The sequence below is a fragment of the Nocardia albiluteola genome (assembly GCF_018860155.1).
Lineage (GTDB): Bacteria > Actinomycetota > Actinomycetes > Mycobacteriales > Mycobacteriaceae > Nocardia > Nocardia albiluteola.
In genome coordinates this window covers 1,232,990-1,249,752 of sequence record NZ_JAHKNI010000001.1, presented here as the reverse complement: position 1 = coordinate 1,249,752, position 16,763 = coordinate 1,232,990, and the positions used below count along the sequence as shown (strand labels likewise).

General features: G+C 66.2%; 15 protein-coding genes. 4 read left to right on the top strand and 11 right to left on the bottom strand.

Annotated elements, in window-relative coordinates; genetic code table 11:
• Window positions 1-47: 47 nt before the first annotated feature.
• Entirely contained in the window at window positions 48-773 is a 726-nt protein-coding gene (locus tag KO481_RS05815; protein WP_215915806.1) for an SDR family oxidoreductase, read from the bottom strand.
• A 211-nt stretch (window positions 774-984) separates the two neighbouring features.
• On the opposite strand from KO481_RS05815, the gene KO481_RS05810 reads away from it, so the two are divergent.
• The 3 genes from KO481_RS05810 to KO481_RS05800 all read left to right on the top strand — a co-directional run bounded on the left by KO481_RS05810 (window position 985) and on the right by KO481_RS05800 (window position 3,255).
• Window positions 985-1,827 carry an NAD(P)H-binding protein gene (locus tag KO481_RS05810; protein ID WP_215915805.1) on the top strand — a complete coding sequence of 281 codons (843 nt, stop codon included), beginning with the start codon at window positions 985-987 and terminating at the stop codon, window positions 1,825-1,827.
• A gap of 14 nt (window positions 1,828-1,841) precedes the next feature.
• Window positions 1,842-2,279 (top strand): organic hydroperoxide resistance protein, encoded by a 438-nt coding sequence (locus KO481_RS05805; RefSeq protein WP_215915804.1) that lies wholly within the window; start codon window positions 1,842-1,844, stop codon window positions 2,277-2,279.
• Window positions 2,280-2,403: 124 nt separating this feature from the next.
• Window positions 2,404-3,255, top strand: coding sequence for an alpha/beta fold hydrolase (locus KO481_RS05800; protein WP_215915803.1), 852 nt, complete (start codon window positions 2,404-2,406; stop codon window positions 3,253-3,255).
• Between the two features lie 528 nt (window positions 3,256-3,783).
• Here the strand turns inward: KO481_RS05800 and KO481_RS42770 are convergent.
• Entirely contained in the window at window positions 3,784-3,876 is a 93-nt protein-coding gene (locus tag KO481_RS42770; RefSeq protein WP_245400281.1) for a group II intron maturase-specific domain-containing protein, read from the bottom strand.
• A 380-nt stretch (window positions 3,877-4,256) separates the two neighbouring features.
• On the opposite strand from KO481_RS42770, the gene KO481_RS05790 reads away from it, so the two are divergent.
• Window positions 4,257-6,860 carry a LuxR C-terminal-related transcriptional regulator gene (locus KO481_RS05790; protein ID WP_215915801.1) on the top strand — a complete coding sequence of 868 codons (2,604 nt, stop codon included), beginning with the start codon at window positions 4,257-4,259 and terminating at the stop codon, window positions 6,858-6,860.
• Between the two features lie 265 nt (window positions 6,861-7,125).
• On the opposite strand, the gene KO481_RS05785 is transcribed toward KO481_RS05790, so the two are convergent.
• The 9 genes from KO481_RS05785 to KO481_RS05745 all read right to left on the bottom strand — a co-directional run bounded on the left by KO481_RS05785 (window position 7,126) and on the right by KO481_RS05745 (window position 16,747).
• A complete protein-coding gene (locus KO481_RS05785; RefSeq protein WP_215915800.1) occupies window positions 7,126-8,286 on the bottom strand; it encodes an FG-GAP repeat domain-containing protein in 1,161 nt (386 codons plus the stop codon).
• Between the two features lie 408 nt (window positions 8,287-8,694).
• Window positions 8,695-9,894: a vWA domain-containing protein gene (locus KO481_RS05780; RefSeq protein ID WP_215915799.1), complete on the bottom strand. Its 1,200-nt coding sequence runs from the start codon at window positions 9,892-9,894 to the stop codon at window positions 8,695-8,697.
• On the bottom strand, window positions 9,891-10,541 hold the full coding sequence (locus KO481_RS05775; protein WP_215915798.1) for an SRPBCC family protein: 651 nt from the start codon (window positions 10,539-10,541) through the stop codon (window positions 9,891-9,893). Before KO481_RS05775 ends, KO481_RS05780 begins: the two co-directional genes overlap by 4 nt.
• A gap of 13 nt (window positions 10,542-10,554) precedes the next feature.
• Window positions 10,555-11,442 (bottom strand): AAA family ATPase, encoded by an 888-nt coding sequence (locus KO481_RS05770; protein WP_215915797.1) that lies wholly within the window; start codon window positions 11,440-11,442, stop codon window positions 10,555-10,557.
• Window positions 11,439-12,032, bottom strand: a complete 594-nt coding sequence (locus tag KO481_RS05765; RefSeq protein ID WP_215915796.1) for a nucleotidyltransferase family protein — start codon at window positions 12,030-12,032, stop codon at window positions 11,439-11,441. Before KO481_RS05765 ends, KO481_RS05770 begins: the two co-directional genes overlap by 4 nt.
• Entirely contained in the window at window positions 12,029-12,922 is an 894-nt protein-coding gene (locus tag KO481_RS05760; RefSeq protein WP_215915795.1) for an XdhC family protein, read from the bottom strand. The genes KO481_RS05765 and KO481_RS05760 overlap by 4 nt, the downstream gene beginning before the upstream one ends.
• 26 nt (window positions 12,923-12,948) lie before the next feature.
• A complete protein-coding gene (locus KO481_RS05755) occupies window positions 12,949-15,339 on the bottom strand; it encodes an aerobic carbon-monoxide dehydrogenase large subunit (protein WP_215915794.1) in 2,391 nt (796 codons plus the stop codon).
• Window positions 15,336-15,854 (bottom strand): (2Fe-2S)-binding protein, encoded by a 519-nt coding sequence (locus KO481_RS05750; RefSeq protein ID WP_215915793.1) that lies wholly within the window; start codon window positions 15,852-15,854, stop codon window positions 15,336-15,338. Before KO481_RS05750 ends, KO481_RS05755 begins: the two co-directional genes overlap by 4 nt.
• 2 nt (window positions 15,855-15,856) lie before the next feature.
• On the bottom strand, window positions 15,857-16,747 hold the full coding sequence (locus KO481_RS05745; protein ID WP_215915792.1) for an FAD binding domain-containing protein: 891 nt from the start codon (window positions 16,745-16,747) through the stop codon (window positions 15,857-15,859).
• Window positions 16,748-16,763 lie beyond the last annotated feature (16 nt).

The following is a 16,763-nucleotide window of genomic DNA, read 5'->3' as shown; positions in this document are numbered from 1 at the left end:
GCCGCTGAAGCGATGGTCACCGCGGCCGCGATGATCCCGGTCCGGGTTCAGACCAGCAGCTGACCGCCGTCTACCGATACCGTGGTCCCGGTGGCGAACCCGTTCTCCAACAGGAACAGGTAGGCGGCGGCGGCCTCCTCGGCGGTACCGATGCGCCCGACCGGCAGTCCCTCGCCCGCCCGCTCGAAGAACTCCTGGTCATCACTGGAAGTGAGGCCGCTGCGGGTCCACAGCGGGGTCCGCAGCATGCCCGGGCGCACCACGTTCACCCGCACCGGTGCGAGTTCGACCGCGAGAGCGCGGGTGAGCCCCTCCACCGCGCTGGTGGCACTCGCCGCGACGGCCAGTCCCGGGGCCGGGCGTTGCGCGACGCCGCCCGAGGTCAGGACGATGGATCCGCCCGCGGACAGCCGCGGCGCAAGGTGTTTCACCGCCGTGTACGCGCCCCAGAATCGGATGTCGAAGAATTCGCGCGCCTCGCCGACCGTCGCCTCCGCGACCCACTTGACCAGCAATCCGTCGCCGGCGGTGTAGACGAGATGGTCGAGCGTGCCGATCGCCGCGCCGAACGCGATTACCGCAGCCTCGTCGGTCACGTCGAGTTCACGGGCATCGACGCTGTCGGGCAGCAGTTTTCGCGCCGCCATCACCTTGTCGGGGCTGCTGGAGGCGACGGTGACCCGGGCACCGCGTTCGGCAGCGCCCGCAGCCACCGCCAGGCCGATTCCAGATGTGCCGCCGATGACGAGGACGCGTTTGTCTACAAGATTCATGGTCGAGATCGTGGCGCTCACCGGCGACCCGGAACAAGCAGCAATAACGGCCGGATCATTCGGCGCCACTGCATGATCCGCCGCTTCGACGTGGCAGGTGCCGATCGTGCGATGTGGCTGCACGATACGAACTCGATCGACGCTTGAACTGCCGAGCGCGAGGCCGGAAGCTGATGAGCGACAAGGCTTTGCGACAGACGAGGAGATGGCGATGTACTTGGTGACCGGCGCCGCCGGCAATGTCGGGGCCGAGGTCGTGCGTGCGCTACGCGCCGGTGACCACCCGGTTCGCGCCGTGGTGCGCGATCCCGGCGCGGCGAATCTGCCGGCCGGAACCGAGATCGTTACCGCTGATCTCGATGTAGCCGAGACGCTGCTGCCGCTACTGGACGGGGTGGACGGCATATTCCTGCTGCCAGGCTACAAGGGCGCGGCGGGCTTGCTGGCCGCGGCGGCGCGCGCGGGAGTCGCGCGGGTGGTACAGCTTTCGGGCGGGTCGGCGGGGTCGCGGGACAGAAGTAATGCGGTGACGGCGATGATGGCAGGCGCCGAGGATCTGGTGACGGAATCCGGATTGCCGGCGACCGTGCTGCGGCCGGCATCATTCATGTCCAACACCTTCCGGTGGCTGCCACAGTTGCGGGCGGGCGACGAACTGCGATTGCAGTTCGCCGGCGTCCGCACGGCGGTCATCGATCCGGCGGATATCGGCGCGGTCGCGGCGGTCGCACTGGTCAGCGATGCGCACGTCGGCCGGATCTACACATTGACCGGGCCACAGCCGTTGAACGCGATCGAACAGGTCGAGATCCTCGCCGCCGAGCTCACACGGCCGCTGCGCGTAATCGCGCTCAGCGACGACGAGAGCTACGCGGAGATGCTGACCCAGATGCCTGCCGCCTACGCCGACGCGTTCATGGACTTCTACGCACACGGCTCACTCGACGAATCCGCAGTGCTGTCGACCGTTTCCGACCTCACCGGCCGCACGCCCGGTGACTACACGAGCTGGGTGCGCGCCAACAAGGCCGCCCTCACCGCGATTGCGAACTGATCCAGGAGCTCTCGATGCCCGACAAGATTCTGTACACCGCTGTCGCCGACGCCACCGGCGACGGTCGCAACGGCCACGTGACCACCGACGACGGCCTGCTCGACCTGGATCTTGCGATTCAGCGCGAACTCGGCGGCACCGGTGGCCGCACCAACCCCGAGCAGCTCTTCGCGGCGGGATACGCTGCGTGCTTCCACAATTCGCTGCGAGTGGTCGCCCGCCGCGCCAAGGCCGACGTCAGTGGTTCCGCGGTGACCGCACGGGTAGGCATCGGCCCGGAGGACACCGGATACGGCCTGGCCGTGACGCTGCGCATCCACCTGCCCGGCGTCGAGCCTTCGCAGGCAACCGAATTGGTCGAGGCCGCCCATCAGGTCTGCCCGTACTCCCGCGCGACGCGAGGCAATCTCGACGTCGAACTGCAGCTCGCTCCTGCGGGCGTCGACGCCTGACCTGCCGTCCGGATCACAAGCCCTCGGCGTTCCGAGCCGCGCCGAGGGTTCGCGGCCACCCATTGCACATCGGCGGAGGCCGGTAGCGAACCGCCCGCCCTTCTACTCTCCAGGACATACACAAATGACCGAATTACTGAGCACCACCGGCGGCACCCTCGCCTATGACGTCACCGGCACCGGGCCGCTGATCGTGCTGTCACACGGCATGGGCACCCATCGCCGGACGTACCGGCACCTGGTCCCTCTGCTCGTCGCCGCCGGATACCGCGTCGCCAACCTCGACATGCGCGGACACGGTGAGTCGAGCATGAACTGGACCTCGCACGACGGCAGCACCGGCATCACGCAGACCGACGTCGCGGGCGACATCCTCGACCTGATCCGCCACCTTGGCGGGCCGGCGGTCATCGTGGGAAACTCGCTGTCCGGCGGGTCGGCCACCATCGCCGCCGCCACCGCACCCGAACTGGTCACCGCCATCGTCGAGATCGGCCCGTTCACCCGCATCCAGAGCTTCACGACCGGGGCGTTCTTCACCACCGCGCGCTACCGCAAGGGCCTGGTGCGGCTGGCCGGCACCGCGCTCCTGAAGAGCCTGCCCATCTGGATGAGCTACCAGAACATCGCCGCGCCGATCAAGCCCGCCGACTACGCCGAGGCCATGGCCGGCCTGAAGGCCAAGCTGAGCGAACCCGGCCGCTTTGCCGAATTCATGAAGACCGGCAAGGCCGTCCCCGCCGAATCCGCCCCGAAGCTGGCCGACGTCAAGTGCCCAGCCCTGATCATCATGGGCACCGCCGAACCCGACTTCGCCGACCCGAAAGCCGAGGCCGAGGCCATTGTCGCGGAGCTACGGCCCGGGCTGGGCCACATCGGCCTGGTGGAAGGCTCTGGGCACTACCCACAGGCCGACTCCGCCGAGCGGGTCGCCGAACTGATCACCGAGTTCCTGAGCGGCCACGTACGTGTCTGAAATCTGGAAGTGGGCCAACCTGACGGTCGCATTCGCCGCGGAGCTGGTCGCATTCGGTGCACTCGCACTGTGGGGTTGGCACTGCGGCGACCGCTGGTCGACCGCGTTCCCATCCTTATAGTGCCCCGCCGGGGGCACAGACCTGCGCGACTTTTTCGCAGGTCAACCTGCTGCCCAGCTAGGAGCCCCCACGGGAAGCACAAAACATGGGCACCTTGGCCAGCGAACCCAAAATCGCGGTCCGCCAGCTCCCGACCACTCTGCCCGCCAATTCAACAGTGCGGCAAGCACTTTCGCCTGCACAGCCACTACACTGGCTGGCCCACCGTCCGATCCGGCCGACATGTCGCCGACACCGCAGATCCCGTCGCCCACCAATGCCCGACTCGACAACCCGCCCACGTCGGGTCCGGGAACTGACGTCCATCAGTCCGGAGATCTGCCGTCCGCCCAACCGGGTGCTGCAGGTCCACCTACATGGAAGTCCAGATGCCTGTTGACATCTGATACACCAACGATAACCAAGCGCTAACGGAAATACCCGGCCCACCCGCGCAGGAAGCGGTTGACCTCCCCCACGATCGTCTCGACCCGCAGACTCGTCCGCAGCCGGCCAGTCATGTCCCGAATCCGCAGCCCCAGAAGGGCTTTCGACACTGAGCTCCGACCCCACCCCTTACCAGATGAAGCCGCCAGTCTGCCACCGGGCCACCTGGCAGCTACCCGGACCAGACTTCCACCGGCAAGCGACGACATGCTTACGAACCAAGTCCTCGTCTGCGAATTCTTTTGTAGCAGAACAATTTTGCTGGAACGAGGGCCGCTGCTCCCGCAGCGACACGCCGAGTCCGCCCTCACCACTGGTTCCCGAATCGATAGCCGGGCCATTGCAGATCCCGCCATCGCGAAACCTACCGAGCGAAGCCGAAAAGCTGCACTCAGGCCGCTGAATAAGCCTAAATGTCTACTGGAGTCCTGCCGGGCGACTACAGTCGGCGCACATGTCGGCGTTGGACCCAAGGCGTAGAGGTTTGTCGGCGGCGGCGGGCGATTTCGTGGGCCGTGGTTCGGAGCTGGACAAGATCCGCACTTTGCTGCTCGGTTCCGCTCCGTTGATTACATTGACCGGTGCCGGTGGCATCGGGAAAACACGACTCGCGACCGAGACCCTGCGTGGATTCCAAAAGGCCAGTCGCACAATGGTCTACTGGGTCCGGCTGGCGCAGCTGGCGTGGGGCTCCGATGTCGACGCGATCGAGGCTGCGGTTGCACGGTCGGTGGTCGACGCCGACTCCTCGCGACGATCAGCCTGGGACACGATTGTCGATACGCTGACCGGTACAGATGCGGTGGGACGGAGCCTGCAGACGGTGCTGGTGATGGACAACTGTGAGCATGTCCGCCTCGCGGCTGGACAGTTCATCGCTGAGTTGCTCGAGGCGGTGCCGGGGTTAACTATCCTGGCGACCAGCCGCGAACCGGTGGGGTGGGTCGACGAGCACGTGGTCTTGGTTCCTCCGTTGACGCAGAAGCAGGCTGTGACCTTGTTTCGTCAACGTGCCGAACTCGCCGGCCACGTCGTGACCGGCGCTGGTGAGGTGGCGATGGCAACCCTGATCTGCCGTCACCTACACGATCACCCGCTGTTTATCCGGCTGGCCGCCGCACGGCTGCGGTACCAGCCGTTGGCAATGATCCTTCAGGAATTGAGCGGCGAGGCGACCGACAAGCGGCTGAAGTGGTCACACGGGCCAAGCGTCGGTGCCGAACCACGCCACCGGGGGATCCGGGATGTCATTTCCTGGTCGTATGCCCTGTGCCGGGACAACGAACGGCTGTTGCTGGATCGCATGTCGGTCTTCGCCGCCGGATACGACACCAACCTCCAAGACGACACCAGCTCTGTGCTGGATGTCGGGGCTGACCTGGAAGCGATCGAAGCGGTGTGCGCCGATCGCCCGACACCGGTCCTCGATCACAGTCATGGAGAGCGGTCGGTCAGTGTGGCACGCGAGGAGGTCGAGGGCTTGCTCGAGCGGCTCGCCGACCAGTCGCTGATCATGGTGCACATCACGCCGACAACGGTGCGATACTCCTTGCTGGAAAGCATTCGGCTATTCGCCCAGCAGCGGCTGGCAGAACGGTCCACCAGCGAGATGGACGAATCAGCGCGGATCGCCCAGCGTTACTGCCGATACTACCGAGACAAACTCGTTGAAGTGCAGTACAACTGGTACAGCCTCGACGAACAGCATTGGGCCCGCGGGGCGTGGGACAATATCGTGGCCGCGATCGAGAAAAGCATCGCTACGGGCGAGCCCGCACTCGGCCTGGAAATCGCCGCAAACTTGATCGCCTTGCCCATCTTCAAGGGTTCATCCAGAGAAATACGCCAGTGGGTCGAACGCACACTGGAGGCTAGCCGCGCGCTGACTGTGCAGCCGACCGAACTCCAAATAGCTGCAATGACTTCGATCGGGTGGTTGTCGATGGTGCAAGGCAGCTACGACGATCTGGAGCGGATGCTGGAGGAATGCGCGGCCGCCTGCATCGAAGATCCGAATGTCAGACAGAATTGGCGGAGAGCGCCGGAAACCGATATCGGCCTTCCCGCTCCGCTCGAATTCTTGTGGGGAGCGCAACTGATGTTCGCTCAACGCGATGCGAGAGCTGTCACCGTGTTGTCGCGGGCCCGCGAAAAGTTCCATTCTCTTGGTAACTCCGGTGGTGAGGGGAGAAGCGAGCTCTACGAGGCATGGGCCACTGCCATGTTCGGATCTGCTCAGCAGGCGCTGCAGATTACACGTCGCCACCTCGATCACGCCACCGCATCGGGAGCCGGATGGGCGACTGCCTGGGCCGAGTTGTGTCGTGTGGTCGCGTTGACCAAACACGGTGATCCCACCGAGGCATTGGCCATCGGCCGCACAACACTCGCGCGGCAGATGGCCGCGCACGACCAGTTCGGCGCGTCGCTGACGGTCGGTGTTCGGACATGGTCACTGGCGCAGATCATTACAGACTTGATCTCGACCGGAAGTACCGATCGGGCAAGACTCAGGACACTGGCCATTGAAATCGCTCAACTCTCCGGGGGAGCCAAGACGCTGCGAGCGGGGCCGGGTTTCGATTTGAACAATCTGGCGCTCATGGCCTATGAAAACAACAAAGCAAACGACGTCGCCCGTCAAGTATTGGGAGACGAGGTGTTCGCAGCCGCTTACCGGCAGGGCTCCCTACTGCGTCCCGAGTCTTGCGAGGTGCAGCGGCTGGCGCTGGGCACTTTGTCGATAGGCAAGATGCCGCTCGACCATCCCGCCAGAGCGAACCTCCACTCGCGCTGGGACGAGCTGTCGAAAGCCGAGCGGCAGGTCGCGACGTTGGCCGCGGCAGGATGGACGAACACCGCGATCGCGGCCCGTAGAGGTAATTCCACCAGGACGGTCGACGCACAAATGGCCGCGATCTTCCAAAAGCTGACAATCACCTCACGACAAGACATCATCAAGCTTATTCCCCAAGACCAGATCGGCCTGGTCCGGAAAGAAGTAGAAGAAGCGGCGAAGCGGCCGCCCCGTAGACGAGCGATTGCTTCCAAGGCTTAGAGCGTGTCTCACGCGGCTGCTATATTTTCGATCAACCAGCGGTGCCGACCGACCGGACTCAGCCCGGTCATATCGCCCCCTTTTTTTCGGGCTCTGTTGACCAATGTGTGGGTGCGGTCGGGTAATTCGGGGCAGTAGCCGCCGAGGGCCAGTCGTTTCATACCCGACTGTCCTCCGGAAACGACACGATCGCCGCAACCTCCCACATCGGGAGTGTTGCAGCGATCGCGTGAACCCGCGCAGACCGGGGGCCTGCCGAGGTCGGTCAGGCCGCGTAGTTGGTGGGGGGACCGAACGTGCCGTCACCGTTGCCGTAGCGCAGGGTGATGTTCCCCGAGCCGGTATTGCCGATGACGAGATCCAACTTTCCGTCGCCGTTGAAGTCGGCGAGAATCGGGGTGGACAGGGGGACGAGTCCGCCGGAGGGGTAGGTGTGGGGCGGGCCGAAGGTGCCGTTCCCGGTCCCCAGCAGGACGCTGATACTGGAGCTGCCGCCATTGGCGACCACCATGTCGAGCTTGCCGTCGCCGTTGAGGTCGCCGAGATCGAAGCACTGCGGGAGCAGGCCGCCCGTCGAGTATGCCTTGGCCGGTCCGAAGGTGCCGTCCCCCTTGTTGATGAGTGTGGACACTGTGCCGGCGGCGAGGTTGGAAAAGAGGATGTCGGGCTTGCCGTCGCCGTTGATATCGTGCGCCTTGCCGTACCAGGCGGTCAGGGCGCCCTCGCTGAACGTCGTCGGGGCGGCGAAGGTGCCGTCACCGCGGCCGCGGTAGATCTGAATGGTGCTGTTGGCGTAGTTGCCGCGGAGCAGGTCGAGGTTGCCGTCCCCATCGAAGTCCGCGGCGTCGGCGGACCCGGAGCCGACGCCAAGGTTGCTGGGATAGTTGACAGCCTTGGCGAAGGTGCCGTCACCCTTGCCCAGGAGTACCGACATCGACGGGGCCTGATTGGAGGTGGCGAGATCGGGGATGCCATCGTGGTTGAAGTCGCCGACGACCACCGCCCCAGGGGCGAGGTCGGTCGGGTAGTTGACGGCCTTGGCGAAGGTGCCGTCACCGTTGCCCATCAGAATGGACACGTCGTTCGAGGTGAAATTGGTCACGGCCAGGTCGAGCTTGCCGTCGTGGTTGAAGTCTGCGATCGCGACGTAATCCGCTTGACCACCGGTGGCGTAGCGGACAGCGGGCTGGAAGCCCCCGCCGGGCTTACCCAGGAAAACCGACACGCCGAGCCCGAGAACGAAGTCGCTGAATACGACGTCCGGGATGCCGTCGCCGTTAAGGTCGGCGACCGCAGGAACCGCAGGGCCTGGGGCGGGGAGCGCATTGGCGGATGCCGGGGTGCTCGTCAAGGTGGGTCCGGCCAGCACGGCGCCCGCTAGCGCAAGAGAGGCGAGGAGGCTGATGAAGAGCCTGGTATATGACACGAATTCTCCCGATTTGTCCGAGATTGGGCCCCGACTCTCCCAGAACCTAACGTTCACCGGGCCACGGGAATTACGGCGTATTCCCAACCTTGGGAGGAAAACCAACCGGCCTGTAGCCAAACGAGCGGCAGCGGCGGCTGGTGCTGGCCAGCGAGGCAAAGTCGCTGGGACATGGTGGGGTGCGAGCTGTTGCGTTGACGGGCGGGGTCAGCGAAAACCGAGCAGGAGCACCGGGACGAGCAGGACTGGGACGACAGCGGGGCGATCCCGACCAGTGTCGAAGCCGCCGCACTCGACAAATTCCTGTTCAACACCGACACCACCGGGTACGCGTGCTTCTCCTTGATCGTCGCCAAGGTTTGCAGCGACGGGTCCAGCAATGCCCATGCGATTGCAGGAGGCTAGCCATCAGGTGACGCTCGCCGATGCCAGAGCCTGCATGAGAGCGTGTATGCCCGCCAGCGTATGCGCGGGCATCATGATGTCGCAGTACGGCAGGGCTGCCGCCATCGCACCGGTGGCCGGCTGGAATCGGGTGTCGCCCGCACGGGGATTGAGCCAGATGACGCGCCAAGCCCGGCGTCGGATCCGGGCCATCGCGCGGGCGAGGACATCGGGGGCGTCGCTGTCCCAGCCGTCCGATGCGATGACGACGACGGCGCCGCGCACCGCGTTGCCGGACGGAGTTGCGAGCAGCGTGCCGAGGCACCGGCCGATATGCGTGCCGCCGTAGCGGTCGACCACCTTGTCGTTGGCCCGGGCCACCGCGACATCCGGGGAACGGTGCGCCAGCACCGAGGTCAGCCTGGTCAGCGAGGTGGAGAAGACGAACACCTCGGGTCGATCGGGCGAACGGCGCGCCGTCGCGGCCCGCATCAGGTGCAGGTAGATCGTCGAATACGGCTGCATCGATCGGCTGACGTCGCAGATCATGACGATTCGGCGCGGGCGGCGCCGGGGACGAGTGCGGACCAGCACCGCCGACTCCCAGCCGGTGCGACGGGAGTTGTTCATCGTCGCCCGGAAGTCGATCCGCTTGCCGTGCGGATGGTTCGCGTAGCGCCTGCTGCGGCGCTGCGGCCACAGCGCCGACGCCTGTTCCAGCCAGGCGCCGACCGTCCGCAGGTCGTCCGGATCGAAGCGGGCGAACGGCTCGGCTTCCCGTGCAGCGAACCGGCTCGGCAGCAGGTCCGGCAGCGCCACGCCCCGGTCGGTCGATCGGTCGGCACCAGTCGCTGATTGCAGTGTCGCCCACGGGACTTCACCGCCTTGCCGGGACTGCCCCCGACGGCCCGTGCCCGGCGCCGACGCACGTTCGGGCGGCAGTCCGTGCGTCCGGCTCGGCGGGTCCACACCCAGCACCGCGTCGGCGAACACCGTCGCGAAGACCGCGTCGAAGGCCGCGAGATCCTGCATGCGATCGACGAGCGTGAGTCGCGCAGCCCAGTAGAGTTCGGTGCGCGACCGCGGCACCATGCGACGCAAGGCCTGCACGAACAACGCGGGCCCGCTCGGCGCCACCGCAACGCCACCACGCCGCAGCCGCGCGACCATCGCAACGGCGAATGCGGCCAGATCGACACCGCGCAGCAGCACCGCTCGTGTCATCGCTTCCCGCGTATCCGCCTGCGTACCAGGACAATCGCGAGCACGGTCGCCAGCCCGACCGCGATCGCGGGCGCATACTTCTTGATCATCGCGGGCCCGACGAGATCGACGAGGTCGAGCGGTGCCGCCGCGGGTTGTGCAACCGGTTGGGGCCGTGCCGCTGCGCTATCCGGCCCGACCACCGGCTCCGCAGCGCCCGAATCGCCCACTGCGAGTTTCGATTCCAAGGAGGCGACGAATTGTCCGATCAGTTTCTCGGACACCTGCTGCAGCATCCCGCTGCCGAACTGGGCGAGCTTGCCGACGATCTTGAGGTCGGTGTCCACGGTGACGCGGGTCTTGTCGCCGTCTTCGCGCAGTTGCGTGGTGATGGTCGCCGCTGCGTTTCCGGATCCGCGTGAATCCCGGCCGCTGCCGTTGATGACGGCGCGATGGTCGTGTTCGTCGCGCTCGACGAAATGTGCCTTCCCGGTGAATTCGCTGGTCACCGGGCCGACTTTGACCCTCAGTTTGCCGAGGAAGTCGTCTCCCTCCCAGCCGACCATTTGTGCGCCGGGCATGAGTGGGACCACCTGTTCGAGGTCGGTCAGCACCTCCCATGCCTGCTCGACGGGTGCGTTGACGGTGAACTCGTTGGCGATCTTCATCGGAGTATCCCTCTCATCCGGTAGCCAGGCTTCGGGTGTATTCGACGAATGCCTCGTGGACGGTGGCGCGGTCGTCGGGGGTCTTCGCCAGTGCGCTGAGCGCGGCGACCGCCTCCGGCGCGGTGAGATCGGCGACGTCGAGCGTCACCAGCGCGGCGATCCAGTCGATGGTCTCGGCGACGCCGGGCGGCTTGTCGAGATCGAGATCGCGCGCGCGGCCGACGAATTGGGTGGCGTGCTCGATCAGCGCGTCGGTTGCCCCGGGCACGGTGCGTCGCACGATCGCTACCGCACGGGCCGGTTCCGGGTAGTCGATCCAGTGGTAGAGGCAGCGCCGCCGCAGCGCGTCGTGCAGGTCGCGACTGCGGTTCGAGGTCAGCACCGCGAGCGGCGGGTGTTCGGTGACAAAGGTCCCGAGTTCGGGAACGGTCACCGTGGCCTCACCGAGGAATTCGAGCAGCAGCGCTTCGAATTCGTCGTCGGCACGGTCGATTTCGTCGATCAGCAGCACCGGGGGCGTCGGGCCGCGATATCGCACACAGCGTAGGATCGGGCGGTCGACCAGATATGCCTCGGTGAACAGGTCAGCTTCGGTGAGGTCGGCGCCGCGCGCCTCGGCGAGCCGGATGCTGAGCAGCTGACGCTGGTAGTTCCAGTCGTACAGCGCTTCGCTCACGGTGAGGCCCTCGTAGCACTGCAGGCGGATCAGCGGTGCACCCAGCACGGTGGCCAGGGTCTTCGCCGCCGTCGTCTTGCCCACTCCCGGTTCACCTTCCAGCAGCAGTGGCCGGCCCAACGTGGTGGCCAGATAGAAGGCGGCGGCGGTTCCGGTATCGAGCAGGTAGTCGTCGGCGTCGAATCGCCGCACCACGTCCTCGATATCGTCGAACGGCGACATCATGGCGACGTCGCGGCGCGCAGGCGCTGGTAGTCGTCCCAGGTGTCGACGTCCAGAGGCACCGGTGCGTCGACGTCGAGTTGCGACACCGGGACGCGGCCCGACTCGATGATCTTCCACACGGCCTTGTCGCCGCGCAATCGCGCCAACTCGCCGAATATGCTGCGCCTGAGCCAAAATGGATGCCCGATACCGTCGTGGTAGCGGCAGACCGTGATCGCGGCGGACGTTCCCTCGGCGATCAGCCGCTCGACGGTCGCCGCCGACACACCCGGTTGATCACCGAGCATCAGCACGATTCCGGCGGCCCGCGGATGCACCAGGTTCAGAGCCGAACGCAACGACGACGAACAGCCTGAACCGAAGTCTTCGGCCAGCACGACCTCCACCCCGGTGAGATCGACCTGCTGGGCCACCGCCGCCGCCGCGCCACCGAGCGTGACGATGATCTGATCGAACGCGCAGGACCGCACCATGTCGAGGGTGGCGCCGAGAACCGTCGTATTCCGGTACGGCAGTAGCTGTTTCGCCGTGCCGAGACGCTCCGAGGTTCCCGCCGCGAGCACCACTCCGGTGACGACCCCGTTCGTCATGAGCCTGTCCTCGTCGCTGCGAAAGAGGTGCGGCAGCCGGAGCTGCAGAACCAGTGGTCGACACCGTCGACAATGAGATGCGGTGTGTCCGGCCCGACGGCCACGGTCATGCCGCACACCGGATCGAGCACCTCGATCGCGACCTTCGCCGCGCGGGGCGTGACGGCCAAGCCACCTTTACGGATCGCCTGGATCACTTCCGCGACAATCGAGACCGCTATCTCCGCGGACGTCTTGGCGCCGATCGGCAAGCCCACCGGGGTGCGGACGCGAGCCCGCTCGGCGTCGGTCAATTCGAGTTCGTCGAGGATCGACGCGCCCCGAATCGTGCTGGCCACCAACCCGATGTACCCCACACCCGCGTCGAGCGCGACGCGGATCATCTCGGCCTCCGGGCCACCGTGACTGGCGATCACCACCACCGTCGTATCGGCCAGCGAATCCAGCGAGCCGGCTTCGGCCACACTGCGCCGCACCCCGAAACCCACCAGTTCGCACATGTCGGCCAAGGCATCCGCGATGGGTGTCGCGCCGCAGATGCGCACCAGCGGCGCCGGAATCTGCGGCTCCAGGAAGATCTCCAGCGCGCCGCCTGACAGACAGGGATTCACCACCACCGCCGCGCCGGGCGCCTCGGGAAAATGCAGATCGCCGTCGGGCAGTACGCGCAGCAGCACACTCTCGTGCGACTGCAGGGCACCCAGCGCCGCCTTGCGGACCGAGTTCTGGGCGCACTGGCCGCCGACGAATCCTTCGATCGTCCCGTCCTGCAACAGGATCGCCTCGTCCCCGGCGTGGGCCGAGGTCGGCTGCTGGGCGCGCACGACGGTCGCGTGCACGAACGGGGTCCGGGCGCGGGCCAGCTCCTCTGCACGCTCGTTCATCTTCATCGGTGACCCCATCGCTCGGACCCCACTCAAATGGGCGGTGTGGCCCGGCCCCGCATCGCGTCCCACACCCGCGACGGCGTCAACGGCATGTCGGCGTGCCGAACCCCGAACGGCGCCAGCGCATCCACCACCGCGTTGACCACCGCCGCAGGCGATCCGACGGTGGCAGATTCGCCGATGCCCTTCGCGCCGATCGGATGATGCGGCGACGGCGTGACCGTGTAACCGGTCTCGAAATGCGGAACCTCGAGCGCCGTCGGGATGAGGTAGTCCATCAGGGATCCGCCGAGGCAGTTGCCGTCCTCGTCGAAGGCCATGATCTCCATCAGCGCCATGCCGATGCCGTCGGTGATGCCGCCGTGCACCTGACCCTCGATGATCATCGGATTGATCCGGGTGCCGCAGTCGTCGACGGCGAGGAAGCGCCGCACCTTCACCACGGCCGTACCCGGGTCGATGTCGACGACGCAGAAGTACGCACCGTAGGGGAAGGTGAGATTCTCCGGGTTGTAACAGATCTGCGCGTCGAGTCCGCCCTCGATCCCCTCGGGCAGATCACCGGCGCCGTGTGCGCGCATCGCGATCTGCTGGATCGTCACGGCCGCGGACGGATCGCCCTTGACGTGGAACGAGCCCTTCTCCCACTCGAGGTCGGCGACGGAGACCTCGAGCATGCCCGACGCGATGATTCGCGCCTTGTCGCGCACCTTCCGCGCCACCAGTGCGGCAGCGGCGCCCGAGACCGGTGTCGACCGGCTGCCGTAGGTGCCGAGGCCGAACGGTGTCTGATCGGTGTCGCCGTGCACAACGTCGATGTCGTCGGGCGGGATGCCGAGTTCCTCGGCGACGATCTGGGCGAACGTCGTCTCGTGCCCCTGCCCCTGAGTTTGAACCGATAGCCGCACAACGGCTTTGCCGGTCGGATGGACGCGCAGCTCGCACCCGTCGGCCATCCCGAGCCCGAGGATGTCCATATCCTTGCGCGGACCCGCGCCTGCGGCCTCGGTGAAGAAGGACATTCCGATGCCCATCAGCTCGCCGCGGGCGCGCCTGTCCCGCTGTTCCTTTCGCAACGCGTCGTAGCCGATCATGTCCATTGCCAGACGCATGGTCTTCTCGTAGTCGCCGGAGTCGTAGACCCAGCCGGTCTTGCTGGTGTACGGGAACTGTTCGGCGCGAAGAAGATTCCGCAGCCGCAGCTGCGCCGGATCCATCTTCAGTTCGTAGGCGAGGCAATCCACCAACCGCTCGACGAAGTAGACTGCCTCGGTGATCCGGAACGAGCACGCGTAGGCGACGCCGCCGGGGGCCTTGTTGGTGTAGACCGCGGTCATCTTGCAGTAGGCGGCCTCGATGTCATAGCTACCGGTGAAGACGCCGAAGAAGCCCGCCGGATACTTCAGCGGCGCGGCCGTGCCATTGAAGGCGCCGTGATCGGCGAGCACGGTCGACCGGATGGCCAGGATCTTGCCGTCGGTGGTGGCGGCGATCTCGCCGAGCATGATGTAGTCGCGGGCGAATCCGGTGCTGGTGAGGTTCTCGCTGCGATCCTCCATCCACTTCACCGGTTTGCCCAGCAACAGCGACCCGACGATGGCGCAGACGTACCCCGGATAGATGGGCACCTTGTTGCCGAACCCGCCGCCGATATCGGGTGAGATCACCCGGATCTTGTGTTCGGGCAGTCCGGCCACCATCGCGTAGATCGTGCGGTGGGCGTGCGGCGCCTGACTCGTCGACCACAGCGTGAGCTTCCCCGTCACGGGATCCAGATCGGCGACGGCGCCGCAGGTTTCCATCGGGGCGGGATGCACTCGCGGATAGACGATCTCCTGCTTGACGACGACATCGGCGCGCGCGAACACCGCTTCGGTCGCGGCGGCATCGCCGGTCTCCCAGTCGAAGCAGTGGTTGTCCCGCTTGCCGTCGAGATCGTCGCGGATCACCGGTGTATCGGGCGCCAGTGCGGTCCGGGCGTCGATTACCGGATCGAGCATCTCGTACTCGACATTGATGAGCTCCAACGCATCACGCGCGGAGTAGCGATCCTCGGCGACGACGAAGGCCACCTCCTGGCCCTGGAATCGGACCTTGTCCGTCGCCAGCACCGCCTGCACATCATTGGACAGCGTCGGCATCCAGGCCAGTCCCTTCGCCGCGAGGTCCGCACCGGTGACGACCGCCTTGACCTTCGGATGTGCCTGTGCCGCAGAGACATCGACGCTCACGATCCGCGCGTGCGCGAACGGGGAACGCAGTATCGCCATGTGCAGCATGCCGGGCAACTGCACGTCGTCGACGTAATTGCCGCGCCCGCGAATGAACCGCGGATCCTCCTTGCGGAGCATCCTGCCGTGACCGCACGGCTTGCGATCGTTGTCGACTCGGTCTTCGGGCCGGGGCTCGACGGCGGTCATGACGTGCTCCCTACCGGCGTCGGCGTGGCCGCGGGTTCGGGCTCCACCGCTTCGCCACGTTGCTTCGCCGCGGCCCACTGGATCGACCGCACGATGGTCGTGTATCCGGTGCAGCGGCAGATCTGGCCCGAGATCGCCTCCCGAATGGTCTGCTCGTCGGGATTCGGATTGCGGTCGAGCAGGGCGCGGGCGGTGATCATCATTCCGGGCGTGCAGAAGCCGCACTGCAACCCGTGACACTGCATGAAGCCCTCCTGCACGGGATCGAGTCGCCCGTCCACCTCGAGCCCCTCGACGGTGCGCACCGCGTGGCCGCCGGCCATGACGGCGAGCATCGTGCACGACTTCACCGGTTCGCCGTCGACCTCCACCACACAGGTACCACAGTTGCTGGTGTCACAGCCCCAATGGGTTCCGGTGAGCCGCAACTGATCTCGCAGGAAATGCACGAGCAGGGTGCGGGGCTCGACCTCCGCGGTCACCGGCTCGCCGTTGACGGTCATGGTTACCTGCATGGCTAATTCCCTTCCAGCGCAGATTCGTTCAGTGCGCGCTCGACCGCGGTACGCAGCACGCGAATCGTCAGTTCGGACGCGAGATGGCGCTTGTAGTCCGCGCTGCCGCGCGCATCGGAGACAGGTGAGCATGCTGCGCTCGCGCGGCGGCCCACCTCGGAGAAGACCTCCTCGGTAGGCGGCTCACCGAGAAGTACCTCCACCGCGGAGGCGAGCGCCGCCGGATCGGGGTTGACCGCTGTCAGACCGATCCGCGCGGCCGCGATCGTCTCGCCGCGCAGGGTCACCGTTGCGCCGGCCGCCGTGATTGCCCAGTCGCCGACCCGGCGCTCCACCTTCGCGTACGCGCTCGAGGTCCGATGCCGCAGGGGAATCCGGATCTCGATCAGGAGTTCGTTGTGCGACATGGCGGTTTCGTACGGACCGACCAGGAAGTCGTCCATCGCGATCTCCCGGTCGCCGGACGGTCCGCGCACCAGGCAGGTGGCGCCCAAGACGGTGCAGACCGTCGTGAGATCTTCGGCGGGATCGGCCTGGCACAGCGAACCGCCGATCGTGCCGCGGTTGCGCACGACCGGGTCGGCGATCACCCGCTCGGCGTCACGGAAGATCGGGCACACCGCGGCGAGATCGTCGGACTCGAGTACGTGCCGATGCCGGACCATCGCACCGATTCGCACCAGCGTCGGATCGGTGACGATGTAACCCAGTTCAGCCGCTAGGTCGTTGATGTCGATGAGATATTCCGGATTGGCCAGACGTAGCTTCATCATCGGCAGCAGGCTGTGCCCGCCCGCGACGATGCTCGCCTCCTCCCCGAGTCGGTCCAGTAGTCCGATGGCGTGATCCACGCCCGTTGCGCGCTCGTATTCGAATGGCCCAGGAACTTGCATGTGATCGACCTCACAT

Bases quoted from the DNA above. Each gene is read 5' to 3' on its own strand.
- KO481_RS05810 (WP_215915805.1), top strand. From the start codon at position 985: ATGTACTTGGTGACCGGCGCCGCCGGCAATGTCGGGGCCGAGGTCGTG.
- KO481_RS05780 (WP_215915799.1), bottom strand. From the start codon at position 9,894: ATGACACGAGCGGTGCTGCTGCGCGGTGTCGATCTGGCCGCATTCGCC.
- KO481_RS05745 (WP_215915792.1), bottom strand. From the start codon at position 16,747: ATGCAAGTTCCTGGGCCATTCGAATACGAGCGCGCAACGGGCGTGGAT.
- KO481_RS05775 (WP_215915798.1), bottom strand. From the start codon at position 10,541: ATGAAGATCGCCAACGAGTTCACCGTCAACGCACCCGTCGAGCAGGCA.
- KO481_RS05755 (WP_215915794.1), bottom strand. From the start codon at position 15,339: ATGACCGCCGTCGAGCCCCGGCCCGAAGACCGAGTCGACAACGATCGC.
- KO481_RS05815 (WP_215915806.1), bottom strand. From the start codon at position 773: ATGAATCTTGTAGACAAACGCGTCCTCGTCATCGGCGGCACATCTGGA.
- KO481_RS42770 (WP_245400281.1), bottom strand. From the start codon at position 3,876: ATGACTGGCCGGCTGCGGACGAGTCTGCGGGTCGAGACGATCGTGGGG.
- KO481_RS05805 (WP_215915804.1), top strand. From the start codon at position 1,842: ATGCCCGACAAGATTCTGTACACCGCTGTCGCCGACGCCACCGGCGAC.
- KO481_RS05790 (WP_215915801.1), top strand. From the start codon at position 4,257: ATGTCGGCGTTGGACCCAAGGCGTAGAGGTTTGTCGGCGGCGGCGGGC.
- KO481_RS05765 (WP_215915796.1), bottom strand. From the start codon at position 12,032: ATGACGAACGGGGTCGTCACCGGAGTGGTGCTCGCGGCGGGAACCTCG.
- KO481_RS05750 (WP_215915793.1), bottom strand. From the start codon at position 15,854: ATGCAGGTAACCATGACCGTCAACGGCGAGCCGGTGACCGCGGAGGTC.
- KO481_RS05800 (WP_215915803.1), top strand. From the start codon at position 2,404: ATGACCGAATTACTGAGCACCACCGGCGGCACCCTCGCCTATGACGTC.
- KO481_RS05770 (WP_215915797.1), bottom strand. From the start codon at position 11,442: ATGATGTCGCCGTTCGACGATATCGAGGACGTGGTGCGGCGATTCGAC.
- KO481_RS05760 (WP_215915795.1), bottom strand. From the start codon at position 12,922: ATGAAGATGAACGAGCGTGCAGAGGAGCTGGCCCGCGCCCGGACCCCG.